General features: G+C 70.6%; 25 protein-coding genes and 3 pseudogenes. 13 read left to right on the top strand and 15 right to left on the bottom strand.

The window, feature by feature from the left end; all coding sequences use genetic code 11:
* The 3 genes from ACFZAM_RS35950 to ACFZAM_RS35940 are packed head-to-tail and all read right to left on the bottom strand — an operon-like array spanning position 1 to position 3105.
* Positions 1–837 (bottom strand): ABC transporter permease subunit, encoded by an 837-nt coding sequence (locus ACFZAM_RS35950; RefSeq protein WP_391052484.1) that lies wholly within the window; start codon positions 835–837, stop codon positions 1–3.
* Positions 834–1814: an ABC transporter permease subunit gene (locus ACFZAM_RS35945; protein WP_391052481.1), complete on the bottom strand. Its 981-nt coding sequence runs from the start codon at positions 1812–1814 to the stop codon at positions 834–836. Before ACFZAM_RS35945 ends, ACFZAM_RS35950 begins: the two co-directional genes overlap by 4 nt.
* 1 nt (position 1815) lies before the next feature.
* On the bottom strand, positions 1816–3105 hold the full coding sequence (locus tag ACFZAM_RS35940; protein WP_355347582.1) for a sugar ABC transporter substrate-binding protein: 1290 nt from the start codon (positions 3103–3105) through the stop codon (positions 1816–1818).
* Between the two features lie 264 nt (positions 3106–3369).
* On the opposite strand from ACFZAM_RS35940, the gene ACFZAM_RS35935 reads away from it, so the two are divergent.
* Positions 3370–4392, top strand: coding sequence for an SIS domain-containing protein (locus ACFZAM_RS35935; RefSeq protein ID WP_391052478.1), 1023 nt, complete (start codon positions 3370–3372; stop codon positions 4390–4392).
* Positions 4393–4578: 186 nt separating this feature from the next.
* On the opposite strand, the gene ACFZAM_RS35930 is transcribed toward ACFZAM_RS35935, so the two are convergent.
* Together ACFZAM_RS35930 and ACFZAM_RS35925 are read right to left on the bottom strand one after the other, a co-directional pair.
* Entirely contained in the window at positions 4579–5046 is a 468-nt protein-coding gene (locus ACFZAM_RS35930) for a MarR family transcriptional regulator (protein WP_391052476.1), read from the bottom strand.
* Positions 5047–5188: 142 nt separating this feature from the next.
* A complete protein-coding gene (locus ACFZAM_RS35925) occupies positions 5189–6118 on the bottom strand; it encodes a cupin domain-containing protein (RefSeq protein WP_391052473.1) in 930 nt (309 codons plus the stop codon).
* 143 nt (positions 6119–6261) lie between these two features.
* Between ACFZAM_RS35925 and ACFZAM_RS35920 the strand changes: the two genes are divergently transcribed.
* On the top strand, positions 6262–7014 hold the full coding sequence (locus ACFZAM_RS35920; RefSeq protein WP_391052468.1) for an SDR family oxidoreductase: 753 nt from the start codon (positions 6262–6264) through the stop codon (positions 7012–7014).
* A gap of 139 nt (positions 7015–7153) precedes the next feature.
* Here the strand turns inward: ACFZAM_RS35920 and ACFZAM_RS35915 are convergent, their stop codons facing one another.
* Together ACFZAM_RS35915 and ACFZAM_RS35910 are read right to left on the bottom strand one after the other, a co-directional pair.
* The gene (locus ACFZAM_RS35915; protein WP_391052523.1) at positions 7154–7342 is read right to left on the bottom strand and encodes a hypothetical protein; all 189 of its coding nucleotides are present in this window, start codon (positions 7340–7342) and stop codon (positions 7154–7156) included.
* Positions 7343–7427: 85 nt separating this feature from the next.
* Positions 7428–8108 carry a TetR family transcriptional regulator gene (locus ACFZAM_RS35910; protein WP_391052465.1) on the bottom strand — a complete coding sequence of 227 codons (681 nt, stop codon included), beginning with the start codon at positions 8106–8108 and terminating at the stop codon, positions 7428–7430.
* A 123-nt stretch (positions 8109–8231) separates the two neighbouring features.
* On the opposite strand from ACFZAM_RS35910, the gene ACFZAM_RS35905 reads away from it, so the two are divergent.
* From ACFZAM_RS35905 to ACFZAM_RS35885, 5 genes are all read left to right on the top strand, one after another.
* Positions 8232–9155 carry a zinc-binding dehydrogenase gene (locus ACFZAM_RS35905; RefSeq protein WP_391052462.1) on the top strand — a complete coding sequence of 308 codons (924 nt, stop codon included), beginning with the start codon at positions 8232–8234 and terminating at the stop codon, positions 9153–9155.
* An 854-nt stretch (positions 9156–10009) separates the two neighbouring features.
* Positions 10010–11080: an Atu2307/SP_0267 family LLM class monooxygenase gene (locus ACFZAM_RS35900; RefSeq protein ID WP_391052521.1), complete on the top strand. Its 1071-nt coding sequence runs from the start codon at positions 10010–10012 to the stop codon at positions 11078–11080.
* Positions 11077–11736, top strand: coding sequence for an NAD(P)-binding domain-containing protein (locus tag ACFZAM_RS35895; RefSeq protein WP_355347573.1), 660 nt, complete (start codon positions 11077–11079; stop codon positions 11734–11736). The genes ACFZAM_RS35900 and ACFZAM_RS35895 overlap by 4 nt, the downstream gene beginning before the upstream one ends.
* Positions 11737–12050: 314 nt before the next feature.
* Positions 12051–12656 (top strand): glutaminase, encoded by a 606-nt coding sequence (locus ACFZAM_RS35890; RefSeq protein WP_391052459.1) that lies wholly within the window; start codon positions 12051–12053, stop codon positions 12654–12656.
* Positions 12657–12742: 86 nt separating this feature from the next.
* Positions 12743–13585 carry an alpha/beta hydrolase gene (locus ACFZAM_RS35885; RefSeq protein ID WP_355347567.1) on the top strand — a complete coding sequence of 281 codons (843 nt, stop codon included), beginning with the start codon at positions 12743–12745 and terminating at the stop codon, positions 13583–13585.
* 80 nt (positions 13586–13665) lie between these two features.
* Here ACFZAM_RS35885 and ACFZAM_RS35880 read toward each other — a convergent pair whose 3' ends face one another.
* Positions 13666–14139 (bottom strand): MarR family transcriptional regulator, encoded by a 474-nt coding sequence (locus tag ACFZAM_RS35880; RefSeq protein WP_391052456.1) that lies wholly within the window; start codon positions 14137–14139, stop codon positions 13666–13668.
* 64 nt (positions 14140–14203) lie between these two features.
* Here ACFZAM_RS35880 and ACFZAM_RS35875 point away from each other — a divergent pair, with 64 nt between their 5' ends.
* Positions 14204–14572, top strand: coding sequence for a VOC family protein (locus ACFZAM_RS35875; RefSeq protein ID WP_391052454.1), 369 nt, complete (start codon positions 14204–14206; stop codon positions 14570–14572).
* Positions 14573–14687: 115 nt separating this feature from the next.
* On the opposite strand, the gene ACFZAM_RS35870 is transcribed toward ACFZAM_RS35875, so the two are convergent.
* Complete coding sequence (locus tag ACFZAM_RS35870; RefSeq protein WP_391052451.1) at positions 14688–15887, bottom strand: anhydro-N-acetylmuramic acid kinase; 1200 nt, start codon at positions 15885–15887, stop codon at positions 14688–14690.
* Positions 15888–15976: 89 nt separating this feature from the next.
* Here ACFZAM_RS35870 and ACFZAM_RS35865 point away from each other — a divergent pair.
* Positions 15977–16162 (top strand): annotated as a pseudogene (locus ACFZAM_RS35865) (sensor histidine kinase); the annotation flags it as partial.
* Positions 16150–16350 (top strand): annotated as a pseudogene (locus ACFZAM_RS35860) (response regulator); the annotation flags it as partial. The pseudogenes ACFZAM_RS35865 and ACFZAM_RS35860, both read left to right, overlap by 13 nt.
* Positions 16351–16434: 84 nt before the next feature.
* Here the strand turns inward: ACFZAM_RS35860 and ACFZAM_RS35855 are convergent.
* The 3 genes from ACFZAM_RS35855 to ACFZAM_RS35845 all read right to left on the bottom strand — a co-directional run bounded on the left by ACFZAM_RS35855 (position 16435) and on the right by ACFZAM_RS35845 (position 19464).
* The gene (locus ACFZAM_RS35855; RefSeq protein WP_391052518.1) at positions 16435–17340 is read right to left on the bottom strand and encodes a phosphotransferase; all 906 of its coding nucleotides are present in this window, start codon (positions 17338–17340) and stop codon (positions 16435–16437) included.
* A gap of 148 nt (positions 17341–17488) precedes the next feature.
* Positions 17489–18382 (bottom strand): virginiamycin B lyase, encoded by an 894-nt coding sequence (locus ACFZAM_RS35850; RefSeq protein ID WP_391052449.1) that lies wholly within the window; start codon positions 18380–18382, stop codon positions 17489–17491.
* 215 nt (positions 18383–18597) lie between these two features.
* Positions 18598–19464 carry a haloalkane dehalogenase gene (locus ACFZAM_RS35845; RefSeq protein ID WP_391052446.1) on the bottom strand — a complete coding sequence of 289 codons (867 nt, stop codon included), beginning with the start codon at positions 19462–19464 and terminating at the stop codon, positions 18598–18600.
* A gap of 91 nt (positions 19465–19555) precedes the next feature.
* Between ACFZAM_RS35845 and ACFZAM_RS35840 the strand changes: the two genes are divergently transcribed.
* Positions 19556–20050 carry a MarR family transcriptional regulator gene (locus ACFZAM_RS35840; RefSeq protein ID WP_391052443.1) on the top strand — a complete coding sequence of 165 codons (495 nt, stop codon included), beginning with the start codon at positions 19556–19558 and terminating at the stop codon, positions 20048–20050.
* A gap of 35 nt (positions 20051–20085) precedes the next feature.
* On the opposite strand, the gene ACFZAM_RS35835 is transcribed toward ACFZAM_RS35840, so the two are convergent.
* Complete coding sequence (locus ACFZAM_RS35835; RefSeq protein ID WP_391052441.1) at positions 20086–20616, bottom strand: GNAT family N-acetyltransferase; 531 nt, start codon at positions 20614–20616, stop codon at positions 20086–20088.
* A 183-nt stretch (positions 20617–20799) separates the two neighbouring features.
* Between ACFZAM_RS35835 and ACFZAM_RS35830 the strand changes: the two genes are divergently transcribed.
* Entirely contained in the window at positions 20800–21243 is a 444-nt protein-coding gene (locus tag ACFZAM_RS35830) for a glutaredoxin domain-containing protein (protein ID WP_391052438.1), read from the top strand.
* Here the strand turns inward: ACFZAM_RS35830 and ACFZAM_RS35825 are convergent.
* Positions 21233–21718 carry a GNAT family N-acetyltransferase gene (locus ACFZAM_RS35825; RefSeq protein ID WP_355347546.1) on the bottom strand — a complete coding sequence of 162 codons (486 nt, stop codon included), beginning with the start codon at positions 21716–21718 and terminating at the stop codon, positions 21233–21235. The genes ACFZAM_RS35830 and ACFZAM_RS35825 overlap by 11 nt on opposite strands.
* Positions 21719–21997: 279 nt before the next feature.
* Between ACFZAM_RS35825 and ACFZAM_RS35820 the strand changes: the two are divergent.
* Positions 21998–22105: pseudogene (locus ACFZAM_RS35820) on the top strand (TetR/AcrR family transcriptional regulator); the annotation flags it as partial.
* Positions 22106–22168: 63 nt separating this feature from the next.
* On the opposite strand, the gene ACFZAM_RS35815 reads toward ACFZAM_RS35820, so the two are convergent.
* Positions 22169–23092 (bottom strand): NmrA family NAD(P)-binding protein, encoded by a 924-nt coding sequence (locus ACFZAM_RS35815; RefSeq protein ID WP_391052434.1) that lies wholly within the window; start codon positions 23090–23092, stop codon positions 22169–22171.
* Between the last annotated feature and the right edge of the window lie 44 nt (positions 23093–23136).

Here is a 23136-nt window from a genome sequence, read left to right as displayed (position 1 = left end):
TCACTTCACGGCGCCGGCCACCAGGCCCATGGTCAGCCGTCGTTGGGCCAGCACGAAGACGATCACGACCGGAATCGTCACCAGCGTGGAGGCCGCCATCAGGCCGCCCCAGTCGTTGGTGTTCTGGCCGAGGAACTCCGCGAGGCCGACGCCGACGGTCATCCTGTTCTGGTCGGACAGGAAGGTCAGCGCGAAGGTGAACTCCTCCCAGGCCAGGACGAAGGAGAACGCGCTGGTGGCGATGAGTCCCGGCACGACCAGCGGCAGCAGGATCGAGCGGAACATCCGCCACCAGGAGCAGCCGTCCAGGTAGGCGGCCTCCTCCAACTCGACCGGCACGGCGGCCACGAAGCCCCGCAGATTCCAGATCGCGAACGGCAGCGCGAAGGCCGTGTAGACAACCGCCAGGCCCAGCAGCGAGTTGAGCATCCGCAAGTCCTTCATCTGAAGGAACAGCGGGATGACCAGCGCCTCGGCGGGCAGCATCTGCACCACGAGGATCAGCACCAGCACGGTGGTGCGCAGCCGGAACCGGAAGCGCGCCATGGCGACCGCGCCGAGCAGCGCGAGCACACCCGAGGCGACCACCACGATCACGGTGACGATCGCCGAGTTGACCATGTAGCGGCCGAAGCCGCCCGAGGCCCCCGAGGACATCACCTTCGAGAAATGCCCCATCGTGAAGTGCGTGGGGAACAGGCTGTCCGTGCCCGAACTCGCCCGCCCGTTCAGGGCCGTGGAGAGCATGAAGTACACCGGGAACAGCGTGAAGAGCAGGACCAGCGCCGTGGCCGCGAACTTGCCGGTCCTGACCCAGCTGGAGGATCTGGCAGTCATCGGATCTCATCCTCTTTGAACAGCACCCGCAGGTACACCGCGGTGATCGCCAGCAGTACGACGGTGAGCAGGACGGCGATGGCCGCGCCCAGCCCGTACTGGTTCTGGTTGATCGCCTTCATGTAGGACCACACACCGAGGTTGAGCACGTCCGGGTTGGAGCCCGCGCCGCCCGGCATCAGGTAGATCTGGGTGAAGACCTTGAAGTCCCAGATCGTCGAGAGCACGGTGACCACGGCGAACACCGGCCGCATCACCGGCACCGTGACGTGCCAGAACCGCTGCCAGGCGCTCGCGCCGTCCAGCCGGGCCGCCTCGTGCAGTTCCTGCGGCACCGTGGTCAGCCCGGCGAAGACGGTGATGGCGACGAACGGGTAGCTGTGGTGGATCACGTTCAGCTCGGCGATCGAGTAGAACGACAGCCGGTCGGTGAACCAGTTGTACCCGTCGGGACCGAGCAGCCCGACACTCTGGAAGACCCGCCGGGCCAGGCCCGAGTCCGGATCGAAGATCCACACCCAGACATAGGTGCCGGTGACCGCGGGCAGCGCCCACGCGATGAGCGCGGAGGCGATGACGGCGGCCCGCGACTTGGGACCCAGGGTCTGGAGCAGCAGCGCCACCAGCGTCCCGAAGACGATGGTGCCCGCGACGGCGACCAGCGCGAAGAGCACGGTGTTCGGCAGCACGGTGTGCCACAGATACGAGCCCGCCAGCGCCTCGCGGTAGTTGTCCACACCGATGTACGTCGGGTGGCCGGAGATGATCTCCTTCAGACCGTAGCGCTGGAACGACAGATAGGTGACGCGCACGATCGGGTAGAGCAGCAGCGCCGCGATCACGGCCAGCGGCGCGGCGAGCAGCAGCCACGGCCGCAGCCGGGCCACGAGCGGCGGCGTGCGCCGGACCGGACGGCGCGCGTCCTCCACGAGTGCGGGGACGGTGCGCACGCCGTCGGTCACGGTGACGTCCTCCACGTCAGCTCCCCTGGAGCGTCTTGGTGATGGAGTCAGAGGCTGTCGTGGTGGCCTTCTGCACCGAGGTGCCGGTAAGGATCGACTGGAGCATCTGCGTCACGGTCTGGTCGCCCTCGACGGCGCCCCACTGCGGCGCGCTCGGCACGTTCTTGCCCGCTTCGAGCATCGTCTTGGCGAACGGCGCCACCAGCGGGTCGGGGCTGTTGGCGTACTGCTTGAGCTGCGTGGTGGTGCTGGGGAAGTAACCCGCCTGGTCCGCCCACTGCTTGCTCAGGCCGCCGGTGGTCATCATCTTGATGAACTTCCAGGCCAGATCGGGGTTCTTGCTGGTCTTGAGGACCGCGAGGTTGGAGCCGCCGAGGAACGCGGGCGCGATGCCGCCGTCCTTGCCCGGGATCGGGAAGGCGCCGATCTTGTCCTTGAGGGTGGGGTCGGTGGCGACCGCGGTCTTCGGGGTCCAGTTGCCCTGGATCACCATGGCGGCCTTGCCCTTGACGAAGGAGTCGAGCAGGTCGGTCTCCTTCCAGGTCGAGGCGCCGACGCTGGAGGAGTCGTCCTTGAGCGCGAGGTTGGTGTAGAACTCCAGGCCCGCCCGGGCCTGCGGCGAGTCGAGGGTGCCGGTCCACTTGCCGCCGCTGTCCTTGGCGAAGTCACCGCCCGCACCCCAGATGAAGGGCGCCGAGGCGTACGAGCTGGCGCCGGCGATCGGCATGGGCATCATGTCGGGCTTCTTCTGCTTGAGCGTCTTCACGGTCTGCTCGAGCTCGGCCCAGGTGGCCGGGGTCTTCAGGCCCAGCTCGGTGAAGACGTCTTTGCGGTAGACGATCGCCCGCACACCGGCGTACCAGCCGACGCCGTACTGCTTGCCGTCGTAGGTCGCGGAGTCCTTCAGCGCGGGGATCAGATCCTTGGAGATGCCCGCGGAGTCGATCTGCTGGGTGAGGTCGGTGAGCCCGCCCGCGGCGGCGAACTCCGGGGTCCAGGTGGTGCCGATCTCCGAGACGTCGGGACCGCCGCCGCCCGCGAAGGCGCGGACCAGCTTGTCGTGGGCGTCGGCCCACTGCACTTCCTGGATCTTCAAGGTGGCGCCGGTCTCGGCGGCGAACTCCTTCTTCGCCGCGGCGTAGAAGGCCGTCGCGTCCGGGTTGGTGCCCTTCATGACCCACCAGGTCAGCGACTTGCCGTCGGCCGAGGAGGGGGAAGAGGAGGACGAGCCGTCGTTCCCGCACGCGGTGAGCAGGAAGACGGCCGCGGTGAGCCCGGCAATGCCTGCCTTGCACATAGATCTCATCGAGCTGTGTCTCCTTCGCGGTGCGGTGCCAGAGGTGTCGGACGGGGACCCCGGCGGCGCCGTCCCCCGTACGCGCAGCCCCGCCCTTCGGGCGTACGGCATGGCCGGACGGTCCGGCTGCGGACCGCCCTTGGGCTGCGGTGATTCGGCAAGTATGGAGATGACGGCCTGACGCGTCAATAACTACCGCGAGCGGCGGTCATAGTGTTCGTTTTTAACATCATCTCCGGGCTACGCTGTCGCTGACGTCATCTGGAGGAAGCCATGGCCAAGCGCGCACTGTTGCCCGTGCCCACCGCGCAGGACGCGTCCGCCGCGGTCCCTCCGACCGCGGCGGCCCCTCCCGTCTCCGGCGTCACGGCGCACCGGGCGCCCGACGACGCGCGCGCCGGTGACGTACTGGTCAGGATCCGCGGCGCCGTCCCCTCCCTCCAGCCCGCGGAGAAGCGGGTCGCGGCGGCGATCCTGAGCGATCCGGCCGGGGCGGCGCGGCTGTCCAGCACGGCGCTGGCCGGGCAGGCGGAGACCTCGGTGACGACGGTGATGCGCTTCTGCCGGACGATTGGGCTGCGCAATTACCCGCACCTGCGCGTGGCGCTGGCCGGAGCGGCGGCGCGCGAGGACGCGCAGAGCGCGGACCGGCTACGGGCCAGCGGCGACATCAGCGAGGCGGACACCCTCGCCCAGGTCGTGGACAAAATCGTGTACAACGAGGCGCGGGCACTGGAGGAGACCGGCGCCAACCTCGACCTCGACACCCTGGAACTGGCCGTACGGGCGATATCCCAGGCCCGCAGGATCGACATCTTCGGCATCGGGGCGAGCGGCTTCGTCGGCCAGGACCTGCACCAGAAGCTGCACCGCATCGGCCTCATGGCGTTCATCTGGACGGACGCGCACGCGGCCCTGACTGCCGCCGCCCTGCTCGGCAAGAACGACGTGGCGGTCGGCATCTCCCACTCCGGCGCCACCGTGGACACCGTCGACCCCCTGGAGGCCGCCGCCGAGCGCGGCGCGACCACCATCGCCCTCACCAACTTCGCGGGCTCGCTGCTCACCCGGTCCGCCGACCTGGTGCTCACCACCGCGGTCCGCGAGATGCCCCTGCGGTCCGGCTCCACCGCCAGCCGGATCGCCCAACTGGCCGTGGTCGACTGCCTGTTCGTCGGCATCGCCCAGCGCTCGTACGACCGCGCGACCGCCGCGCTCGCGCAGACCTACGGCGTGGTGCACCAGCGCCGCCCCCACCCCCACCCCGGCCGACGCGCGTCAGCCGAGGACCACTGACCCCGCCACACCGCTCGACTCGCCCGCCGCCACCGCCCTGCCGCCTTCTGCGCCGACGCCCTCCGTGCGCGGTACTGCCCTCAGCCCAGCGCTCCGGTGCCGGCTCCGCGGCCGTCCGAGCCCCCTTCGAAGCACCTGACGAGGCCATGGCGGCCGGGCAGGACGTGAACTGACGGTGACGCCCGGTCAGTCCGGCTGCTTCTCGATGTGGTCCAGGATTCTCTTGGAGATCAGAGCGAGCGTGCTGAGCTGACTCGGGGTCAGGGCGTCGACGAACAGGCGCCGTACGCGCTCCACGTGCATCGGCGCGGCGTCTTCGATCGCCTTGTAGCCGGCGGGAGTCGCGACGACGAATGCTCCACGGCCGTCGTCGGGGCATTCCTCCCTGACGGTGAGCCCGCGTTTCGTCATCCGCGAGACCTGGTGGGACATCCGGCTCTTCTCCCACTCCACGGATTTGGCCAGATCCAGGAACCGCATGCGCCCCCCGCCCCTTTCGGTGAGGCTGGAGAGCACGATGTAGTCGGACGCGGACATTCCGGAGTCGGTCTGGACGTGGCGGGACAGCCGTCCGATGAGGGTCTCCTGCATGCGGATGAAGCTGTCCCAGGCGGCCTTCTCTTCCGGCTCGAGCCAGCGTGGCGTCACGTCCATGCGCACAGTCTATCGATGTTGTTGACATCTCACCTGCTTCCGTGGCAAGCAGGACGCGACCCGATGTCCCCACGTCAGGCCCGCGGATCCGCCGTATGAGTCGCGAGCGCGGGCGGTGTCGGCTGAGCGTGGTACGGCTCCTTCAGTTTCCGTTCGCGGCCGAGCGTGATGACTGCCGTTCCTGGTTCCGGAACTGTGCGGGCGATGAGCCGACGACGCGGCGGAACGCGGTGCTGAACGCGCTCTCGGACCGGTAACCCGTGGCGCGCGCCAGCTCGGAGATCGACAGAGTGTCGCGGGTGAGGGCGTCGCGGGCGAGGCTGATGCGCCATTGGATCAGGTACTCCAGCGGCGGGACACCGACGTGGCTCTTGAAGGCATGGGCGAACCCGGAACGTGACATGTGGCTGATCTCGGCGAGCTCCTTGAGGGTCCAGGAGTGGGCCACGTCCGCGTGCACGGCGCGCAGGGCGGCACCGATGCCGTCCTCGTTCAGGGCGCCCAGCCAGCCGATGGGCCGGTCGGTCTGACCGGCGTGGGCGCGGAGCATGTGCACGAGCAGGATCTGCGCGAGGTGGTTCTGCACCAGCGGGCCACCGGCGGCGGTGATCCCGACCTCGGTGGCGAGGAGATCGATCAGCTGGGCGAGCCTCCCGCCATGAGGATCGCCGGCGCGGACGATCACGAGCGGCGGCAGAAGATCAGTCAGGAGTGCCGCGTTCCTGTCGTCGAACGCGATGTGCCCGACGCAGAGGTAGAGGTCCTCCTCGGACTCCGGGCCGATCCGCACGAATCCGTCGTCGGCGCCCGCCCACACCGGCTCCGCGGGGCGCGGGCTTGCGTCGAGCGTGCTGGCCAGCACGTAAGGCGGCGGGTTGCCCAGCATGAAGGTGTCACCCTCCCGCAGGAGCACCGGCTCGTGCCCTTCGAGGATCAACCAGCACGTGCCGCGTACGAGGCCCCCGACCCGCACGTGAAGAAACGTGTCGAAGCGCAGAGCCCACTTTCCCGAGGCCCGGAGATTGGGCCCGATCACCGTGCGGGGCCGGAGCAGGCTGATCGCGTCGGCCACCGGATCCCCGAACCCGAGCATCGACGACACCTCCTGGACGATACGTAAACAATGGAGGACTATCTGTCATTGATCGTACTCCACTGCTCCCGCAGTATCGATGTCGTACAGATGGGCACCGGGACAGTGAGGGAGACATCCACATGGGACAGCTGGAAGGCAAGACGGCCGTGGTCACCGGGGGCAGCACGGGTATCGGTCTGGCCACCGCGATCCGGCTGGCGGACGAGGGCGCGTATGTCTTCGTCACCGCCCGCCGCGCGTCCGAACTGGAGGCCGCCGTCAAGACCATCGGAGCGGACCGGGCCACCGCGGTCGTCGGCGACATCGCGAAGCCGGAGGACCTGGACCGGCTCTACGCCGCCGTCCGGGCGCGAGGCAACGGCCTGGACGTGCTCGTGGCGAACGCGGCGATCGGCGCGTTCGTGACACTGGAACAGACCACCGAGGAGCACTTCGACCAGACCTTCGGGGTCAATGTCCGAGGCACCCTGTTCACCGTGCAGAAGGCGTTGCCGCTGCTCAACGACGGAGCCTCGGTCGTCCTGGTCGGCTCGACGGCCGGCGACCGCGGCGTGGAAGCGTTCGGCGCCTACGCGGCGTCGAAGGCGGCCGTCCGGTCCTTCGCGCGGACGTGGTCCAACGAGCTCAAGACCCGCGGCATCCGGGTCAACGTGGTCTCGCCGGCATGGATCGAGACGCCCGGGGGCACCGCCGCCTTCGGCGACGAAAAGACCGCCCGGGCCGTCAAGGAGAACGTCGCCGCGACCGTGGCCAAGGGCCGCATGGGCCAGCCCGAGGAAGCCGCCGCGGTCGTGGCCTTCCTCGCCTCGGAGCAGAGCAGCTACGTCGTCGGCGCGAACATCTACGTCGACGGCGGCACCAACCAGATCTGACGTGGACGGGACGATCCCGAGGTCACCTTCGGCGTCGCAGCCGACGAGCCCGTACGGAAGCGCCACCGGGCGTGCGATGTCGGCCCCCAAGGCCGAAGCGGCCGAGACGTGCGGCGGATCGACAGCGCGTCGGGGTCGGTCACCAGGTCGACCGGGAACGGTCCGTCGTGCGAGAGCGCCCGCCTCCGCAGTACCCCTGCATCTGCTCGGAGGTGCTGATCATCTCGCGGTATTCGCCGCACTCGACGAACAGCCGTTCCAGGTGCTCCTCCTGGAAGAAACCGGTGCCGATCTGACGGGACGGGATGGGTGAGGCGAGTGCCAGCACGGGCGCGCCGGAGCGGTGCGCGTTCCTGGTGCGAGCCGAGTCACAGGCCGGGCGGTGGGGAGGGCCGGCATGAACGCGTGAGCGATCAGTCTTGAGGAGCCTTGAGTTCGAGACTCGCCGGGAGCGCGGCGACGGTGCGGTTGAGGAGAAGGACGAGACTCTCCGCGCTGTCGCCGTCTTCCGGGCGCCGCATCCAGACTCGTTGGGCGTCACGCGAGGCGACGAGGAAGAGGTCGAGCAGGAGCCTGGGCCTGGGATCGTCCGCATCCGAAATGCCCAGGACCGGTGCCAGGGTGCTCAGCGCAGCCTGAACGGCCTCGTCGCAGAACCGGAGATTGTGCGCGGCGAACGACGGGTGGACGGCGTCGAGCCCGAGCGCAAGGAGCGTGAGCCGGGTCCAGTTCGCGTCCCGAGCCGCACATTCGCGGATGGAGGCGACCAAGGTGTCGCGCAGGACGGAGAGGACTGTCGCGTCGGCGTCGCGGGACTGCGGCTCCGAATCCAGCCGCCGCAGGAACTCGCGCCACAGATCCTGCAACGGCGTCATCGCCGCGTCTTCCTTGCTGGTGAAGTACCGGAAGAACGTGCGCTTCGAGACGCCCACCTGAAGGCACAAGTCGTCGAGGGTGACAGCATCCGCGCCGTGAAGGGTGAAGGACTCCAGCGCATGGACCACCAGGTCCCGGCGGGTCTGCGCCTTCTTGCGCTCCCTGAGTGTCTCCGGCCGGGCTCCGCCCTGCCCTCCGACCGGTCTGGCGCCATCCACGCGTGCAGCCTACCGTGAAACCCTCGATGTGCCACTTGGTAGCATGTGCCTCTCAGGGGCACATTGAGGAGGGCTTCCGTGAGGGCACTGATGGTCGACCACACACGCGGTACGGCGCTCCGGGTGGGCGAGGCCGAACCACCTCGGCCCGGCCCTTCCCAGGTCCTGGTGAAGGTAGACGCGTTCTCGCTCAACTACGGGGAGATCGTGACCGCGCGCGAACTGCCCGACGGTGCCATTCCGGGGTGGGAAGCGGCCGGACATGTCGTCGAAGCCGCACGCGACGGCTCCGGGCCCCCGGTGGGTACGCCTGTCATCACACTCGACGAGGCGAACGGCTGGGCCGAGTACAGGGTCGCGGACACCGCGATGATCGGTGTGGTTCCCCGGGACGCGGATCTCGGCGGAGTGAGCACCATCCCGGTCGCCGCCAACAGTGCTCTGCGCGCGCTACGGCGCATCGGCCCCATCATCGGCCGAACCGTCATGGTCACGGGCGCCACCGGGGGAGTCGGACGCTACGCGGTGCAACTCGCGCGCATGGGCGGGGCCACGGTCGTCGCCGTCACCGGCTCGGCCGCGCCGTACGCCGACGAGCTGCGCTCTCTCGGTGCCGCCGAGGTGGTCTCTCGCCCCAGTGAGTACGCCGGATCCGTGTACGGAGTCGTCGAGTGTGTCGGTGGCGCGCTCCTCGTGGAGGCGTTCGACCTCCTGGAGCGGGACGGGGTGCTCGTCGCCCTGGGGCACGTCGCTCCCGAGCCGGAGTCGTTCCCGCCGGGTGCCCTCATCGCCGGTCCGGCGCGTCACAACCGCAGCATCGTCACCTTCCACCAGCTCGACGGCGCTCCGCTGCCTCCCGACCTCAGCTGGTTGAGCGAGCGGGTCGCCATGGGGGACCTGACTCCGTCAGTGGCGTGGCGCGGCTCCTGGCACCGCGTCGACGAAGCGATCGACCGGCTCCTCACGCGCACGCTCCACGGCAAGGCGGTGGTCGAAGTCGGCCGCACAGAGGCTGACGGAAGCATCCGGCCGACCTCTGGGGCGTGAGGCGGGCGGAGTCGTTCGCGGCGCCGCTGACGAGAACTCAGCCGAGCGGTGTCCCCACTGCGCGCCGGGGCGCCGGTCGTGTCACTGACCGCAGGGCCCCGCGTGGTGGCAGTACGGCTGGAGGCGGCTCTGACCGCAGCCGCACAACACGGCCCTGGTCTCGGCGCGCACCCCTTGCGGCGTTGTTGGCGGTGGTGGTGTGCGGCAGCATCCACGCGCTGGCGGGATAGATGAGCCCGACCGCGCCCGGGCCTCCCGGATTGGTGAACAGCACACCCCGGACTTGGACGGCTGATCACTGGCCAGTCTGGAAACCGCGATCTCGATCTGGCGACCGTCGGGCCGGCTGTAGTCCAGGGGGACGTGCAGGGTTCCACTCCAACCGCGGCGCGGCGGCTCCTTTCGGGCACGGTTCCCACTTCAGGGGTGCCGCGGTGTCCTTGGGCGTGTCCGTCGTCGCCGCGGAAGCGGCCGCGAGCGCGGTCGCCGCGATCGCGACGACGGTGAGGGTGAGAGCGAGCACCTTCCGGCGGGGCCGCAGCGGCCCCCGCCGGTGGGCGGCACGGCCATGCGGGCCCGCGTCAGGCGAGGAATCCTCGTCAGGGGTCGGAGGTCTGTGCCCGGCCTCCCCTCGATCCACTGCTGTCGAGGGTGTCGCACCGGAATCTAGTTGACATCTCAACCATGAGAGTGGCATGGTTTACATGTCAACTAAAGCGACGGCGGTGCGGTCGCTGCACCTGACCGGCGGGGAATCCGCGCACAGGTCGCCAGGGACGGATGTCCCGCCCGGCGGTCACGAGCCACGCATCGCCATGCCCCGACCCGACGAAAGCGTTGAGCGAGTGAGCACGATGGACGTTTCGCAAATCGAGTTCGGCATCGACAGCTTCGGGGACCGGCCCCGGGACGACCAGGGCGTCATCGTCTCGCACGCCCAGGCCATCCGCGCCGCGGTGACTGAAGCGGTCCTCGCCGACCAGGTCGGTATCGACGTCGTCGCGTTGGGCGAGCACCACCGACCCGAGTACGCGATCTCCAGCCCCGAGACGGTGCTGGCGGGCATCGCGACGGCCACGAGGCGCATCCGGCTCGCCTCGGGCGTGACCGTGCTGTCCTCGGACGACCCGGTGCGGGTGTTCCAGCGGTTCGCCACGGTCGACGCGCTCTCCAACGGCCGCGCCGAGGTGATTCTCGGGCGCGGTTCTTTCACCGAGTCGTTCCCGCTGTTCGGGTACGACCTCAAGGACTACGACGTGCTGTTCGAGGAGAAGATCGACCTTTTCCATCGACTCCTGGACGAGAAGCCGGTCACCTGGGACGGCACCACGCGTGCCGCCCTGCGCGATGCCGAGGTGTACCCGAAGACGGAGTCGGGACGTCTCAACACCTGGGTAGGGGTGGGCGGGACACCGCAGTCCGTGCTCCGCACCGCGCGATACGGCTTCCGGCTCATGCTCGCCATCATCGGCGGCGCTCCCGACCGGTTCGCTTCCTACGTGGATCTCTACCGGCGGGCCAGCGACGAGTTCGGCACAACGGCCCAGCCGATCGGGACCCATTCGCCCGGCTTCGTCGCCTCCACCGACGAAGAGGCCAAGGAGCTTTTCTACCCCGGGTACAAGGAGATCCGCGACCGCATCGGGAGGCAGCGCGGCTGGCCGCCGCTCCGCCGGGAGGAATTCGACGCGGAGGTGGACCGCGGGTCGCTGTACGTCGGCTCGGCCGAGACGGTCGCGGCGAGGATCGCCCATGCCGTACGAGTCCTGGACGCGGGCCGGTTCGACATGATCTACTCCGCCGCCGGCACCGTTTCGGCCTCCGCGCGCCTGCGTTCGGTCGAGCTGTACGGCACCCAGGTCATTCCTCGGGTCCGTGAACTTCTGTCCGAGCGGCCCGCGGCCTCGGCGGGAGCCACGCGATGACTGACCCTGTCACCACGGTCGGAATCCTGGGAGCCGGGAAGGTCGGCACTGTCCTGGCACGCCTGGCGGTCGCCGCCGGCTATCGAGTCCTGATCTCCGGGTCCGGCGACCCCTCCAAGGTTGCGCTCACCGCCAGGGTGCTCACGCCCGGAGCGACCGCCGTATGGCCGGCCCGGGCCGCCGATGCCGCCGACGTGGTGGTCCTGGCCCTCCCGCTCGGCAAACACCGTGACCTCCCGGTCACGGAGCTGAAGGGCAAGCTGGTCGTCGACGCGATGAACCACTGGTGGGAGGTCGACGGTCCCCGCGACGAGATCCTCCCGCCCGACACGTCGTCGAGCGAGGCCGTTCAGCGGTTCCTGACGGGCGCACGTGTCGTGAAAGCCCTCAACCACATGGGCTACCACGATCTCGAGGACGGGGCCCGTCCAGTCGGCTCAGTCGGACGCAAGGCCATCGCGATCGCCGGGGACTCGCCCGAGGATCTCGCCGTCGTCGCTGACCTGATCACCGCACTCGGATTCGACCCCCTCGCCATCGGCGGCCTTGCGGCGGGCGTCCGGCTCGAGCCGGGAACCCCTGCCTTCGGAGCCAACGTCGACATCGACCGGCTCCGCGCGCTCACCGCCGCCCCCGAGTCCGGCACGGCTGCTTGAGCACTCGTCGCAGAAGAACAGCGGCGCCTCGACCGGACCGGAGAACCGCGGTCACGTCGTCGCCTTCCGCGCGGAAGGACAGTCAGACACACCGTCGTGCGGCGGTGCCCGACGCCGATTGCGCATGGAGGACGAATGCGGCCGATCATTCCCGACTATCGGGCAGAGGCACTGCGCCCTCTCAATCCCATGATCAACGTTGGTGCGATCACCGTGCACGCACTCGCCGGCGCGGTGAACCTGCTTCCGGCGGAGCGCGTGGCCTCACCGAGGACCCCGAGGCCGTCGTGGACGGTTGCATCCGGCAGTGTTCCGTGCGCGTCACCACGCGGGGTCGGCATTCCGGCGAAAGCGGGGTGGCAGGGGGCCTGATCGGCGCGCTCCCCGGACAGATCGGCATGGCCACGTTCTCACCACGCCTGGATCGTCACGGGAACAGCGTTCGCGGGGTGTCCCTGTTCGAACCATTCTTCGGGGGCATGGGACTGCGTGTGATGGAGGTCCCCGCCGCCGCGCGTGCGGTGGTGCGGTCCCACCATGACGTGGGCAGCGGACCGAACGCGCTCCGGGTCCTGCGACTGCAAGGCGGCATCGGCTTCGCCGCGGCCGAGAGGGTCGTTCAGGAAGCCATGGCCGTTCCGCCTTCGGCCGTAAGGGTGGCCTTGGACCTGACAAGGGTCCATTCGATGGACGGCGCGGCGCGGCGCGTGCTGCTGGAGGTCGTGCGTCGGCTGACGCTGAGTGGTCACGAGGTGTATCTCGCCGACCCGGAATCGATCATGCCCGATCCCGATCCCGGCGACGGTGGCCGCGTCACCGTCGTGGACACCGTGGACCAGGCCGTGCGTCCGCCGAGGGGCGGCCCGGCACGGGAAGCGGTCGGCGGCGGAGCGGGGAATCATCCGACTCGCCGCCGGTGAAACGGAGTTCTCGCACAGAAATCGAGCCATCGGGCTCAAAGACACGGGTCGGCGTTCGGTTCGTCGGCCGGAAAGGGAAAGAGACCATGGGTTACATCACCGTCGGCACGGAGAACAGCACGCCGGTCGAGCTCTACTACGAGGACCAGGGTTCCGGGCAGCCGGTCGTCCTGGTCCACGGCTACCCGCTGGACGGGCACAGTTGGGAACGTCAGACGCGCGAACTGCTGGCCCAGGGTTATCGGGTCATCACCTACGACCGCCGAGGCTTCGGCCAGTCCTCGAAGGTGAACTCCGGTTACGACTACGACACCTTCGCCGCCGATCTGAACACGGTCCTCGAGACCCTCGACCTGCGGGACGTCGTCCTTGTCGGTTTCTCGATGGGCACGGGGGAACTCGCCCGCTACGTGAGCCGGCACGGTCATGAGCGTGTCGCGAAGCTCGCCTTCCTCGCCTCACTGGAGCCGTTCCTCGTCGCCCGCGACGACAACCCCGACGGCGTGCCGCAGGAAGTGTTCGACGGCATCGCGGCGACCGCGAAGGCGGACCGGTACGCCTGGTTCAAGCAGTTCTACGCGGACTTCTACAACCTCGACGAGAACCTCGGCACCCGTATCAGCGAGGAGGCGGTGACCGGTAGCTGGAACGTCGCGGTCCTCAGCGCTCCGGTGGCCGCGTACGCCGCGGTCCCGGCATGGATCGAGGACTTCCGCGCCGATGTCGAGGCGGTCCGTGCGAGCGGCAAGCCCGCGCTGATCCTGCACGGAACGAAGGACAACATCCTCCCGATCGACGCCACTGGCCGCCGATTCCACAAGGCGCTCCCCGAGGCCGACTACGTCGAGGTCGAAGGAGCACCGCACGGCCTGCTCTGGACCCACGCCGACGAGGTCAACACCGCGCTGCGCGACTTCCTCTCGAAGTGACGGTGGCCTGACGGACGCGGCGCGGGAGCCGAGGCGCTGGAAGGCGTGGCCAGGAGCCGCGTCTCCCAGACGATGTTGCGTCAACCAGCGCCGCATGGGCCGTCGGCTTTGGTGTCGCGCAGGGAATGGATCATGCTTTGCAGGATTCGGAACGCGCCTGACTGCTCGGTGTCGGTCAGGCCGGCCAGCATTCTCACCTCGACGGAACGGACGGCCACGGTCGCCTTCTCCAGGCTCCGTCGGCCGCGCGGTGTGAGCCGCGTGGGGAGGACCTTCCCTACGGGCGCCGCCGCGGGCCTGGTCACGTAGCCGTCCCGTTCCAGGGTCTGGAGCAGCACGTTCATCGACTGCCGTGTGACGAACGCGCCGCGCGCGAGGTCGGAGTTGGACAGGCCCGGCCGTTGAGCCAGCAGTTCCAGGCAGGAGTAGTGCGTCACGGTCATTCCGAGGGGGCGCAGTACCTCCTCCATGGCCGCGCGCAGAGCGCTCGAAGCCTCTTTGAGCAGGTAGCCCAGTGATTTGTCCAGGTCGATGCCCGCGCCGTTTTGACTCATGTCAGTATTCTGACATAGATTGGTCTGTGTCAGGAATCTGACATGTAGAGAATGGAGCATCGCCATGCCCGCCACCGGTCCCGACTTCATCTCGCTCCAGGCGCGCGACCTCGGCGCCTCACAGGCGTTCTACGAGCAGTACCTCGGCCTCGTCCGCTCGCAGGCCGGACCTCCGCACGCCGTCGTCTTCGAGACGAAGCCGATCGCGTTCGCACTGCGCGACATCGTTCCCGGCACCGATCTCGCGTCCGTCGCCCAGCCCGGCATCGGTGCCGCGATCTGGCTGCACGCCACCGACGTCCAGGCCGTCCATGACGCTCTCGTCGCCGACGGTCACACCATCGTCTCCGCGCCGGTCGACGGCCCCTTCGGCCGGACGTTCACCTTCGCCGACCCCGACGGCTACCAGATCACGCTCCACGACCGCGCCTGATCGGCCGCTCATCGGCGCACGGCTCAACGGCGCACGCCTCAACGGCGGTACGCACAAGGCGATGCCGCCCAGCGTGTCCCCCCGCGGGCCGTCGGCCGTCGCCAGGCGGTACGGGTCAGACCGGCGGCAGGACGGCGAGGCGGCGCGGGCTCGGGGCCGGTTCCGGCAGCCGGAGCGGCGCGTCGCCCGGAGTGATCCGGCCCAGTACCCGCGGGGTCGCGGAGCCGGTCGCGCCGGGGACCACACCGGGAATCCCGTGCCAGGTGAGGAAGCCCAGCAGCGCCATCAGATACGCCTCCTTGTCGCCCGCGGGCAGCCCGCGCTCGTCACTGGTGACGAGGACCGCGGGGCTCAGCCGCTCGCGCAGCGCCGCCATCAGCGCCGGATTGCGCACCCCGCCCCCCGAGGCGACGACCTCGGTGAGCCCGTACCGGCGGCAGGCGTCCGCGACGGTGACGGCCGTCAGCTCCGTCAGCGTCGCCATCAGATCCTCGTCCGACACCGGCGGCAGCCCCGCGCACCGCGGCTCGACGTAGTCGGCCCTGAACAGCTCGCGGCCGGTGGACTTCGGCGCCTCCCGCCGGTAGTACGGCTCGTCCAGCAGCCGGGCCAGCAGGTCCGGGCGTACGGTCCCGGCCAGCGCGAGGCGGCCGTCGAGGTCGCTCCCGGCCCGGCCCCCGGTGACGCGGTGGGCGGCGGCGTCGAGCAGGCAGTTGGCCGGGCCGGTGTCGAAGGCGACGACCGGCTCGTCCCGGCCGCCGACCACCGTCACATTGGCGATGCCGCCGAGGTTCAGCGCGGCCCGGCGGGTCGGTACGGTCCCGGCACCGGCCGACGTGTCGTCCGCGAGCCACAGCGTGTCCAGCGTGCTGGCGAGCGGCGCGCCCTGGCCGCCCGCCGCGATGTCGCGGGCCCGTACGTCCGAGACGACAGGGAGTCCGGTCGCCTCGGTGATCCACGCGGGCTGGCCGAGTTGCAGGGTGCCGAGGGCGCGGCCGTCGGTGATCCAGTGGAACACCGTCTGGCCGTGCGAGGCCACGAGGTCGGCCCGGCCGCCCGAGAACCGCTCGATCGCCCTGACGACCGCCGCCGCGGACGCCTGCCCCACCAGCGTGTCCACCTCGCACACCTCGGCGAGTCCGACAGCGGACGGCGGCAGCAGGCCGAGCAGCCGCTCCCGCGTCTCGGGCGGCCACGGGTACTCCTCGGCCCCGAGCGGCCGCAGCGTCAGCACCTCCCCGTCGAACCCGAACTCACCGACGGCGACATCCAGGCCGTCCATCGAGGTGCCCGACATGAGACCGACGACGATCACGTGACTTCTCCAGGAGTGCGGGGTCTGCGGTCGCCCCAGTATGAGCGGACGTGTCCTCCCCGCTCACCCGGGGCTCCGCGCCGTCACGCGGCCGACGCGCGCGGCGGCACGAGGGCCGAGGCGGCGTGGACGAGCGGACGGCGAGCGGGGAGCACGGCGGCTCGGGTCTGCTCGGCACACGCCGCCGGGTCGCCGCGCTCGACGGCGAGGTCACCGCGTCCAGTCCGGTCGGCGGACCGACCGTCATCCAGGCGGAGTTGCCGTGCGTGTGGTGATCGCCGAGGACAACGCGCTGCTGCGCCAGGGGCTCGTCCTGCTGCTCACCTCCTCGGGGCACGAGGTGGTCGACGTCGTCGGCACCGGCCCCGAGGCGCTGCCCGCGCTGCTCGAACACCGCCCGGCCATCGCCGTGCTCGACGTCCGGATGCCGCCCGGCTTCCGGGACGAGGGCCTGCGCGCGGCGTGCGAACGCGAATTCCTCGCACTGATGGCGGAGGGCCACGACAACACCACCCTGCGGTCGTAGCGAGGCGGACCTGTGCGGGACCTAGCCGGTGAGGGCCTGGGTGATCTGGCGGGTGGTCTGCGCGGCGACTCGCGGATCGTCGGCGGCGTAGGACACGTAGGCGTTCAGGCCGGTGGCCAGTGCCCAGCCGCGACCGCGTGTCCAGGTGGCGTCGTCCACGCCGAGTGTGGCGCGGAAGGCGGCCCGGCTCCCGGCCGACATCAAGGTGAAGGCGACCATCAGATCGCAGGCCGGGTCACCGAGGGCGAGGCCGCCGAAGTCGATGACCGCGCTGAGGCGGCCGTCGACGGTCAGCAGATTGCCGGTGTGGAAGTCGCCGTGCACCCAGACCGGCGGCCGGCCCCACGCGGGGGCGCGCAGCGCCGCGTCCCACAGGCCGGCCATCGCCGCCGCGTCGAAGGCGTCGCCGACCCTCGCGACGGCGGCCCGGGTCGCGCGGTCCCGCGCGGCCAACGGGCTTGCCGCAAGGCCCGTTGGCCCGTCCGCGACCGCTTCCGGCGGCGCGAATCGCTGTAGGGCCAGCAGGAACTCCGCCAACTCGACCGCCGCGCCCACTGATTCGCCGAGCCGCTCGACGGTGGCCACCTCGCCGTCCAGCCACCGGGTGACCGCCCACGGCCACGGATAGCCGAGGTCGGGCCGTCCGACAGCTACGGGTACGGGGACCGCCAGCGGCAGGTGCGCGGCGAGCCGTGGCAGCCACCGGGCCTCCTTCGCGGCCTGGCCGATGGCGCCGCGGTGGCGGGGGAGGCGGACCGACAACTCCCGGCCCAGTCGGTGGATCACATGATCGGAACCGGCCGCGCCGAGCGGTTCCAGAGGAAGTGCGGCCCACCGCGGGAACTGTCTGTCGACCAGCCGTCGTACCAGCGCGGTGTCGATCGCGGGGCGGAAGTCCGCGGTGTCCAGGGTGTGTTGCGTGGTCAGGACGGCTCCTTGAAGCGATGCGATCGGTGCGGCTCGGCGGTCGCTGACGGCCGTGACTGTTCCAGCGGGCGAGGCGCGGTCCGCCGACCGGATTTTCCGCGTGGGCCCGGTGACGACCCGCCCGGCCCCGCCGAGGCGGCGGTTCACCTCAGGGCGCGAGCCGTGCGACGGCTCCCACCTCCAGGGCCGCCCAGACAGCGCCGTCCGGACCCACGGTGATGCCGTGCGGCTCCGATGAGGCGGTCGGCAGGTCGTACGCGGTGATCTCGCCGCTCGCCGCGCGGTGACCGATGCGGTTGGCTCCCCATTCGGTGAACCAGCAGTCCCCGACGCCGGCCGCGACGACGGCGTGCGGCTTGGCCGTACGGTCGGGGAGCGGGAACTCCTCGATCCGCCCGTCCGTCGTGATCCTGCCGATCTGCCCCGCCGCGATCTCGACGAACCACAAGGCGGCGCCGTCACTGGCGATGCCGACCGGCGCGGCACCCGGAGTCGGCAGGGGGTACAGGTCGACCGCGCCCTCGACGGTGACGCGGCCGATCGCGTTCGCCTGGTTGAGCGTGAACCACAGCGCCCCGTCCGGGCCTTCGGTGATCGCCGCGGGACAGCCGCCCTGTACGGGAAGGGCGTACTCGGTGATCTCTCCCTCGACGGTGATCCGGCCGATCCGGTCGGTGTTCATCTGCGTGAACCACAGCGCGCCGTCGGGGCCGGTGGTGATGCCGAAGGGGCCGTTGTCGGGCGTCGGCAGTCGGTAGGAGCGCAGTGCGCCGTCGGTGCCGACGCGGCCGATCGCGCTCGCCAGATGGAGGGTGAACCACAGCGCGCGGTCCGGGCCCGCAGTGATGACCGTGGGGCGGCTCTCGGGCGAGTCCAGCGGGAATTCGCTGAATTCGCCGTCGAGGGTAAGACGCGCGACGCTGCCGCTCTGCGCGAGAGTGAGCCACAGGGCGCCGTCAGGTCCTGCCGCGATGCCGTAGGGGCCGGCCTCCTTGTCCGCCACGGGGATCTCCGTGACGGCCGGGCCTTCAGAACGCTGCACGGCGATCCTCCTGCGGAAGCGAATGCGGGTAGCGCATACGGATGGCGGATACGGTTGGCGGATACGGAGGGGACGCCGATACGGTCACGGCTCGACCGACGTCCGTGGCCGGTGCGGTCCCCGTCCCGATCACCCCCGCACCCTGCTGACACGAGGCCACCGGGCGCAACTGATTTCCCGTACGGGCCCGGCGCGGGAACGGCCGGGCCGCGCGCTCAGCGGCCGGTGACCACCGCGTGCCGCCGCGCCCACGCGGTGATCGCGTCCGCGATGGCCAGCGGCTGGTCCTCCGGGGCGTGGTGCCCGGCGGGACCGCAGTGCCGGGTCTCCAGGGCCGCGATGTTCGCCGCGCACCAGTCCGCCGTCTCCGGGCCGATCAGCAAGGTGGGCGAGGAGTCGAAGGTGAGCAGCAGTTTGGGGACCTGATCGCTGCTCGCGAGCCACTTGTCGTACTGCTCGACGCGCTCGGTGACATCGGCCGGCTCGCCGTCCAGCGGCAGTGAGCGGGCCCACGCGAGGATCGGGCGGCGGCTCTCGGGCGTCGGGTACGGTGCCCGGTAGGCACGCAGGTCGTCCTCGCCCACCGGGTGCAGCACTCCGCCGGTGAAGGCCGACTCCAGGAAGACGTTCCGGTCGAGCACCAGGGCTTCGCCCTGCGGCCCGCGCATGGTCTCGGCGCGCGAGCGCGGTCCCTCGCCCAGTTCGCTCCAGGACATCGGCCGCACGATGGTCTCGAAGAAGGCCACACCCAGGACCCGGTCGGGGTGGCGGGCCGCCCAGTCGAAGGCGAGGGCCCCGCCCCAGTCGTGGCCGACGAGCACCACCTTGTCCAGGTCCAGCCGGTCGAACCACGCGTCCACGTAGCGCGCGTGGTCGGCGAACCGGTACGGCACGTCGGGCTTGCCCGAGCGGCCCATGCCGATCAGGTCGGGCGCGAGCAGGCGGGCGGGCAGGTCGATCGCGGGCAGCACCCTGCGCCACAGGTGGGACGAGCCGGGATTGCCGTGCAGGAGGACGACGGGAGTGCCGCTGCCCGTCTCCTCGTGGAACATCGTCGAATCGAGCACCTTCGTCACGGGCATGACGCTTCTCCGCATCGCTAGTCACACTAACGGTTATCTCGTGTCGAAGATAATCCGTTAGTGGCACTAACGCAAAGGGTATGATCGCGGCATGAGCAACGGCGCACGTGAGACGGGACCCCCGACCGCACCGCAGGCCACCGTCGCGGCCACTCCGGCGCGGCTGCGGAATCTGCGGACCCGGCTCCTGTCGCTCGCCGCGATCCGCTCGGACCGCCTGGTGAACGAGGAGCTGACGCGGGAGGGCGCCCGCAAATGGCACTACGCGGTGCTCGCCACCCTGGAGGAGTTCGGGCCCGCAAGCCAGGCCGAACTGAGCGGCCGTACGGGCATCTACCGCAGCGACATGGTCGCGGTCGTCAACGAACTGGCCGAGAGCGGGCTGCTCGAACGCTCGCCCAACCCCGCCGACCGTCGGCAGAACATCATCGCGCTCACCGAGCCGGGCCGCCGCCGGCTCCTGAAGCTCGACGGACTGCTGACCGAGGTGGAGGACCAGGTGCTCGCCCCGCTGTCCGAACCGGAGCGCGCCGAGCTGGCCCGGCTCCTCACCGCCCTCGTGGACCACCACGGGCAGCACATGTGAAACCGGCCCGTGCCCGCGCCCTCAAGCGCCCCTGGCTACGGCTTCCAGTCCGCGGCCAGGAGCCCGAGCAGGACCTCGTCCAGGAACTCGCCCATCACCCACGCGGACGAGCGCAGCACGCCCTCGCGGACGAAGCCGTTCCGCTCGGCGGAGCGCAGCATCGCGTCATTGTCCGCCAGCGTCTCGATCTGCAACCGGTGCAGGCCGCGCACGACGAAGCCGTACTGGCACAGGGCCGCGACCACGTCCGTCCCGTAGCCCTTCCCGCGAGCGGACGGCAACAGGCCCAATCCGATGTGCGCCGACCGGTTGTGGGTGTCGATACCCCAGAGCGTCGCGGTGCCGACCAGGGCACCGCCGTCCAACTCCACGACGGAGAAGGCGACATGCCCCTCCTCCTTGTCGTCCACGAACAGCCGCGGATCCTTCGACTCGGGCGAGACCGGCCGCCACGGGCCGCCCTCCGCTCGCGCGGCGTTGACCACGTCGTTGTAGAGCTCGGTCCGCAGGACCGGGATGTCATCCGCGTGCCGAGCCCTCAGCCCGACCTTGTTCCCCTTGAGCATGCACGTTTCCTATCCGAGCCCGTCGGCCGACGGCAAACCGAATACCGGCGTCATCGACCGAAGGCGACGCGTCGCGCGCGAGGCCGACTCCGGTCGTCCGGTTGTCCGGTTGTCCGGGGGGTACGTGGGCGAGCCGCCGCCTGGCCCGCGAGGCGGTTCACCGCACCGATAAGCTGCCTGATCATGATGCGTGCGTGGTTCCTGTCGATGCTGCTGATCCTCTGCGGCGTGGCCGCCGCGACGGGACTGATCCTCGGCGGGAGCCCCGGCCGGGCCGCGACCGTCCTGCTGGCCTTCGTGCTGCTCGCGGGGCTGAACTCGCCTCTGGTCTTCCCCCGGTCGATCGGCGCGTCCGAGGCGCAGCGCCTCAGCGCCGCCGACGGCCGGCCGATCGTCTACTGGCGGCCGGGCTGCAAATTCTGCCTGCGCCTGCGCTTCCGACTCGGCCGCAGGGCCCGCCGGTTGCACTGGGTCAACATCTGGCGTGACCCGGCCGCGGCGGAGGCGGTGAGGGCGGTCAACGAGGGCAATGAGACCGTCCCGACCGTCGTCGTCGCGGGCCGGCCGTACACCAACCCCGATCCCGCGTGGGTGCGCGAACAGCTCTCCCCGTCCGCTACGGCGTGAGGGCGCGGCGGTACGTCAGGCCGGGGCGGCCGGAGAACTGGTGCTCGCCGACGACGGTGAAGCCCGTACGGGCCAGTACGGCTCGGGAGGCCGCGTTGTCGAGGGTGGTTCCGGCGCGCAGGACGGTCAGCCCGTACTCGGTGGCGGCCGTGCGGCACAGTTCCCGTACCGCCCAGGTGGCCAGGCCCCGGCCCGCGGCGCGTTCGGCGATCCGGTAGCCGAGGTCGGCGCCGCCGTCGGCGACGTCGACGAGATTGATCCGGCCGAGGACGTCGCCCTCGGTGCCGGTCACGACGTGGAAGTAGCAGGCGCCGGTCTCCTGCTCGGCCAGCCGGTCACGGAGGTGGTCGTCGAAGCGGGCGAAGAAGTCGTCGCCCCGGTCGGGGATCGTCGCGGCGAAGTAGGCCCGGTTCTCCCGCTCGAAGGCGAGCAGCGCGGGGGAGTGGTCCGGATGGAGCAGTTCGATCTGGGGCATGGCCAGGAATATAGGCAGTTGGGCCGCCGCGCGGCCCGTGGTTTTCCGCCGGCCGAGGCACGCGGGGTCATTGGGGTCGGTCACGGCTCACGCCGCGGGCCCCGCAGACAGGTCGCCAGGAGGCGGCGGCAGGTGCTGTCCCAGCCGGGTCGGACGGCCGGAGCAAGTGCGCTCCGGCTGGGCGGGACGAGTTCTTCACCCCCTTCGGTGGGCCGGTCGCGACGCGGACCCAGCCGCCGCAGCCGCTCGACGCGGCGGCCGAGGCCGCTCTCCTCGCCCCCGAGCCTGATCGGCGCCGGCCATCTGCTGTTCGCCGACCGCGACGGACCGCCGCCGACACCCGCCGCGATCCGCAAGGTCGTCGCGGCCGTCCTCCCCGGCGCCTGAGGGACGGCTCACCGCGGGCTCCGGCCGGTCGCGGTGCGGGCCCGCTCGCCTCGCGGGCGCGGTTCAGGCCGCGGCCACCATGCGCTGCCGCGCCCACTCCTCGAAGCCGGTGAGCGGGATGCCGAGGTCCCGCGCGTACTGCGGGCGGCCCGGCTGGTCGACCGCGTTGAGCCACTCGTGCGAGGCGCCCATGGCCGGCATTCCGGCGGCGAGCGCCTCCTGCTCTGTCATGTCCGGCGCGGGCAGGTGCGTGCCCAGGGCCCGCGAGAGGACGTCGGCGATCTGAGTCATCGACAGATAGTCGCCCGCCAGCTCCAGTTCGACCCGGTCGAACCGCTCCGGATCGGCGAAGGCCGCCGCCGCGGCGCGGCCGATGTCGTCCACGGCGATGAGCGACAGATGGGTGTCCGGCCTGAGGACGCTCACCAGGCCGCCCTCGATGCCGCGCGGGAACAGGAACGCCATGGACGGAAGGAAGTTCTCCATGAAGAAGCCGGGCTTGAGCAGCGTCCAGTGGGGGAAACCCGCCGCGCGGACCGCGTCCTGGATCGCGCTCTTGGCGCCCAGGACGGGTTCCATGTAAGGCCAGCGGCCCTCGGCCCAGCCGGGCGCCTCGGTGTGCTGACCGGCGCCGGTCACGGAGGTGTGCACGAACTGCGGCACTCCTGCGGCCTTCGCGCCCTCGACGAGGTTGACGCCTTGCGTCACCTCTCCCTCGAAGTCGAAGCTCTCCGCCGTCATCTCGGGCATCTGTACGGAGAAGACGGCGCGGACTCCCTCGGCGGCCCGGACCACGGAGCCGCGGTCGCGCAGGTCGCCGGTGACCAGTTCGGCGCCGAGCGCCTCGACGGCCTTAGCCCGGTCGGTGGCCGGATCGCGGACCAGGGCGCGGACGGGGACGCCGGACGCGAGCAGGGCGCGGGCGGTGGCGCCGCCCTGCCGGCCGGTGGCGCCGGTGACCAGGACCGGTGCGGGGCGTGCGGACATGATGCTCCTCGGGTGCTCGTGCGGGGAGACGCTAAACGGCGGGG

This window comes from Streptomyces sp. NPDC008079, assembly GCF_042957385.1.
In the GTDB taxonomy this organism is placed as follows: Bacteria; Actinomycetota; Actinomycetes; order Streptomycetales; family Streptomycetaceae; genus Actinacidiphila.
This window is presented reverse-complemented; position numbering and strand designations above follow the sequence as displayed.

Excerpts from the sequence above, each read along its gene's own strand:
- ACFZAM_RS35950 (WP_391052484.1), bottom strand. The coding sequence starts at position 837 with ATGACTGCCAGATCCTCCAGCTGGGTCAGGACCGGCAAGTTCGCGGCC.
- ACFZAM_RS35940 (WP_355347582.1), bottom strand. The coding sequence starts at position 3,105 with ATGAGATCTATGTGCAAGGCAGGCATTGCCGGGCTCACCGCGGCCGTC.
- ACFZAM_RS35935 (WP_391052478.1), top strand. The coding sequence starts at position 3,370 with ATGGCCAAGCGCGCACTGTTGCCCGTGCCCACCGCGCAGGACGCGTCC.
- ACFZAM_RS35930 (WP_391052476.1), bottom strand. The coding sequence starts at position 5,046 with ATGGACGTGACGCCACGCTGGCTCGAGCCGGAAGAGAAGGCCGCCTGG.
- ACFZAM_RS35920 (WP_391052468.1), top strand. The coding sequence starts at position 6,262 with ATGGGACAGCTGGAAGGCAAGACGGCCGTGGTCACCGGGGGCAGCACG.
- ACFZAM_RS35900 (WP_391052521.1), top strand. The coding sequence starts at position 10,010 with ATGGACGTTTCGCAAATCGAGTTCGGCATCGACAGCTTCGGGGACCGG.
- ACFZAM_RS35895 (WP_355347573.1), top strand. The coding sequence starts at position 11,077 with ATGACTGACCCTGTCACCACGGTCGGAATCCTGGGAGCCGGGAAGGTC.
- ACFZAM_RS35885 (WP_355347567.1), top strand. The coding sequence starts at position 12,743 with ATGGGTTACATCACCGTCGGCACGGAGAACAGCACGCCGGTCGAGCTC.
- ACFZAM_RS35880 (WP_391052456.1), bottom strand. The coding sequence starts at position 14,139 with ATGAGTCAAAACGGCGCGGGCATCGACCTGGACAAATCACTGGGCTAC.
- ACFZAM_RS35875 (WP_391052454.1), top strand. The coding sequence starts at position 14,204 with ATGCCCGCCACCGGTCCCGACTTCATCTCGCTCCAGGCGCGCGACCTC.
- ACFZAM_RS35845 (WP_391052446.1), bottom strand. The coding sequence starts at position 19,464 with ATGCCCGTGACGAAGGTGCTCGATTCGACGATGTTCCACGAGGAGACG.
- ACFZAM_RS35840 (WP_391052443.1), top strand. The coding sequence starts at position 19,556 with ATGAGCAACGGCGCACGTGAGACGGGACCCCCGACCGCACCGCAGGCC.
- ACFZAM_RS35835 (WP_391052441.1), bottom strand. The coding sequence starts at position 20,616 with ATGCTCAAGGGGAACAAGGTCGGGCTGAGGGCTCGGCACGCGGATGAC.
- ACFZAM_RS35830 (WP_391052438.1), top strand. The coding sequence starts at position 20,800 with ATGATGCGTGCGTGGTTCCTGTCGATGCTGCTGATCCTCTGCGGCGTG.
- ACFZAM_RS35825 (WP_355347546.1), bottom strand. The coding sequence starts at position 21,718 with ATGCCCCAGATCGAACTGCTCCATCCGGACCACTCCCCCGCGCTGCTC.
- ACFZAM_RS35815 (WP_391052434.1), bottom strand. The coding sequence starts at position 23,092 with ATGTCCGCACGCCCCGCACCGGTCCTGGTCACCGGCGCCACCGGCCGG.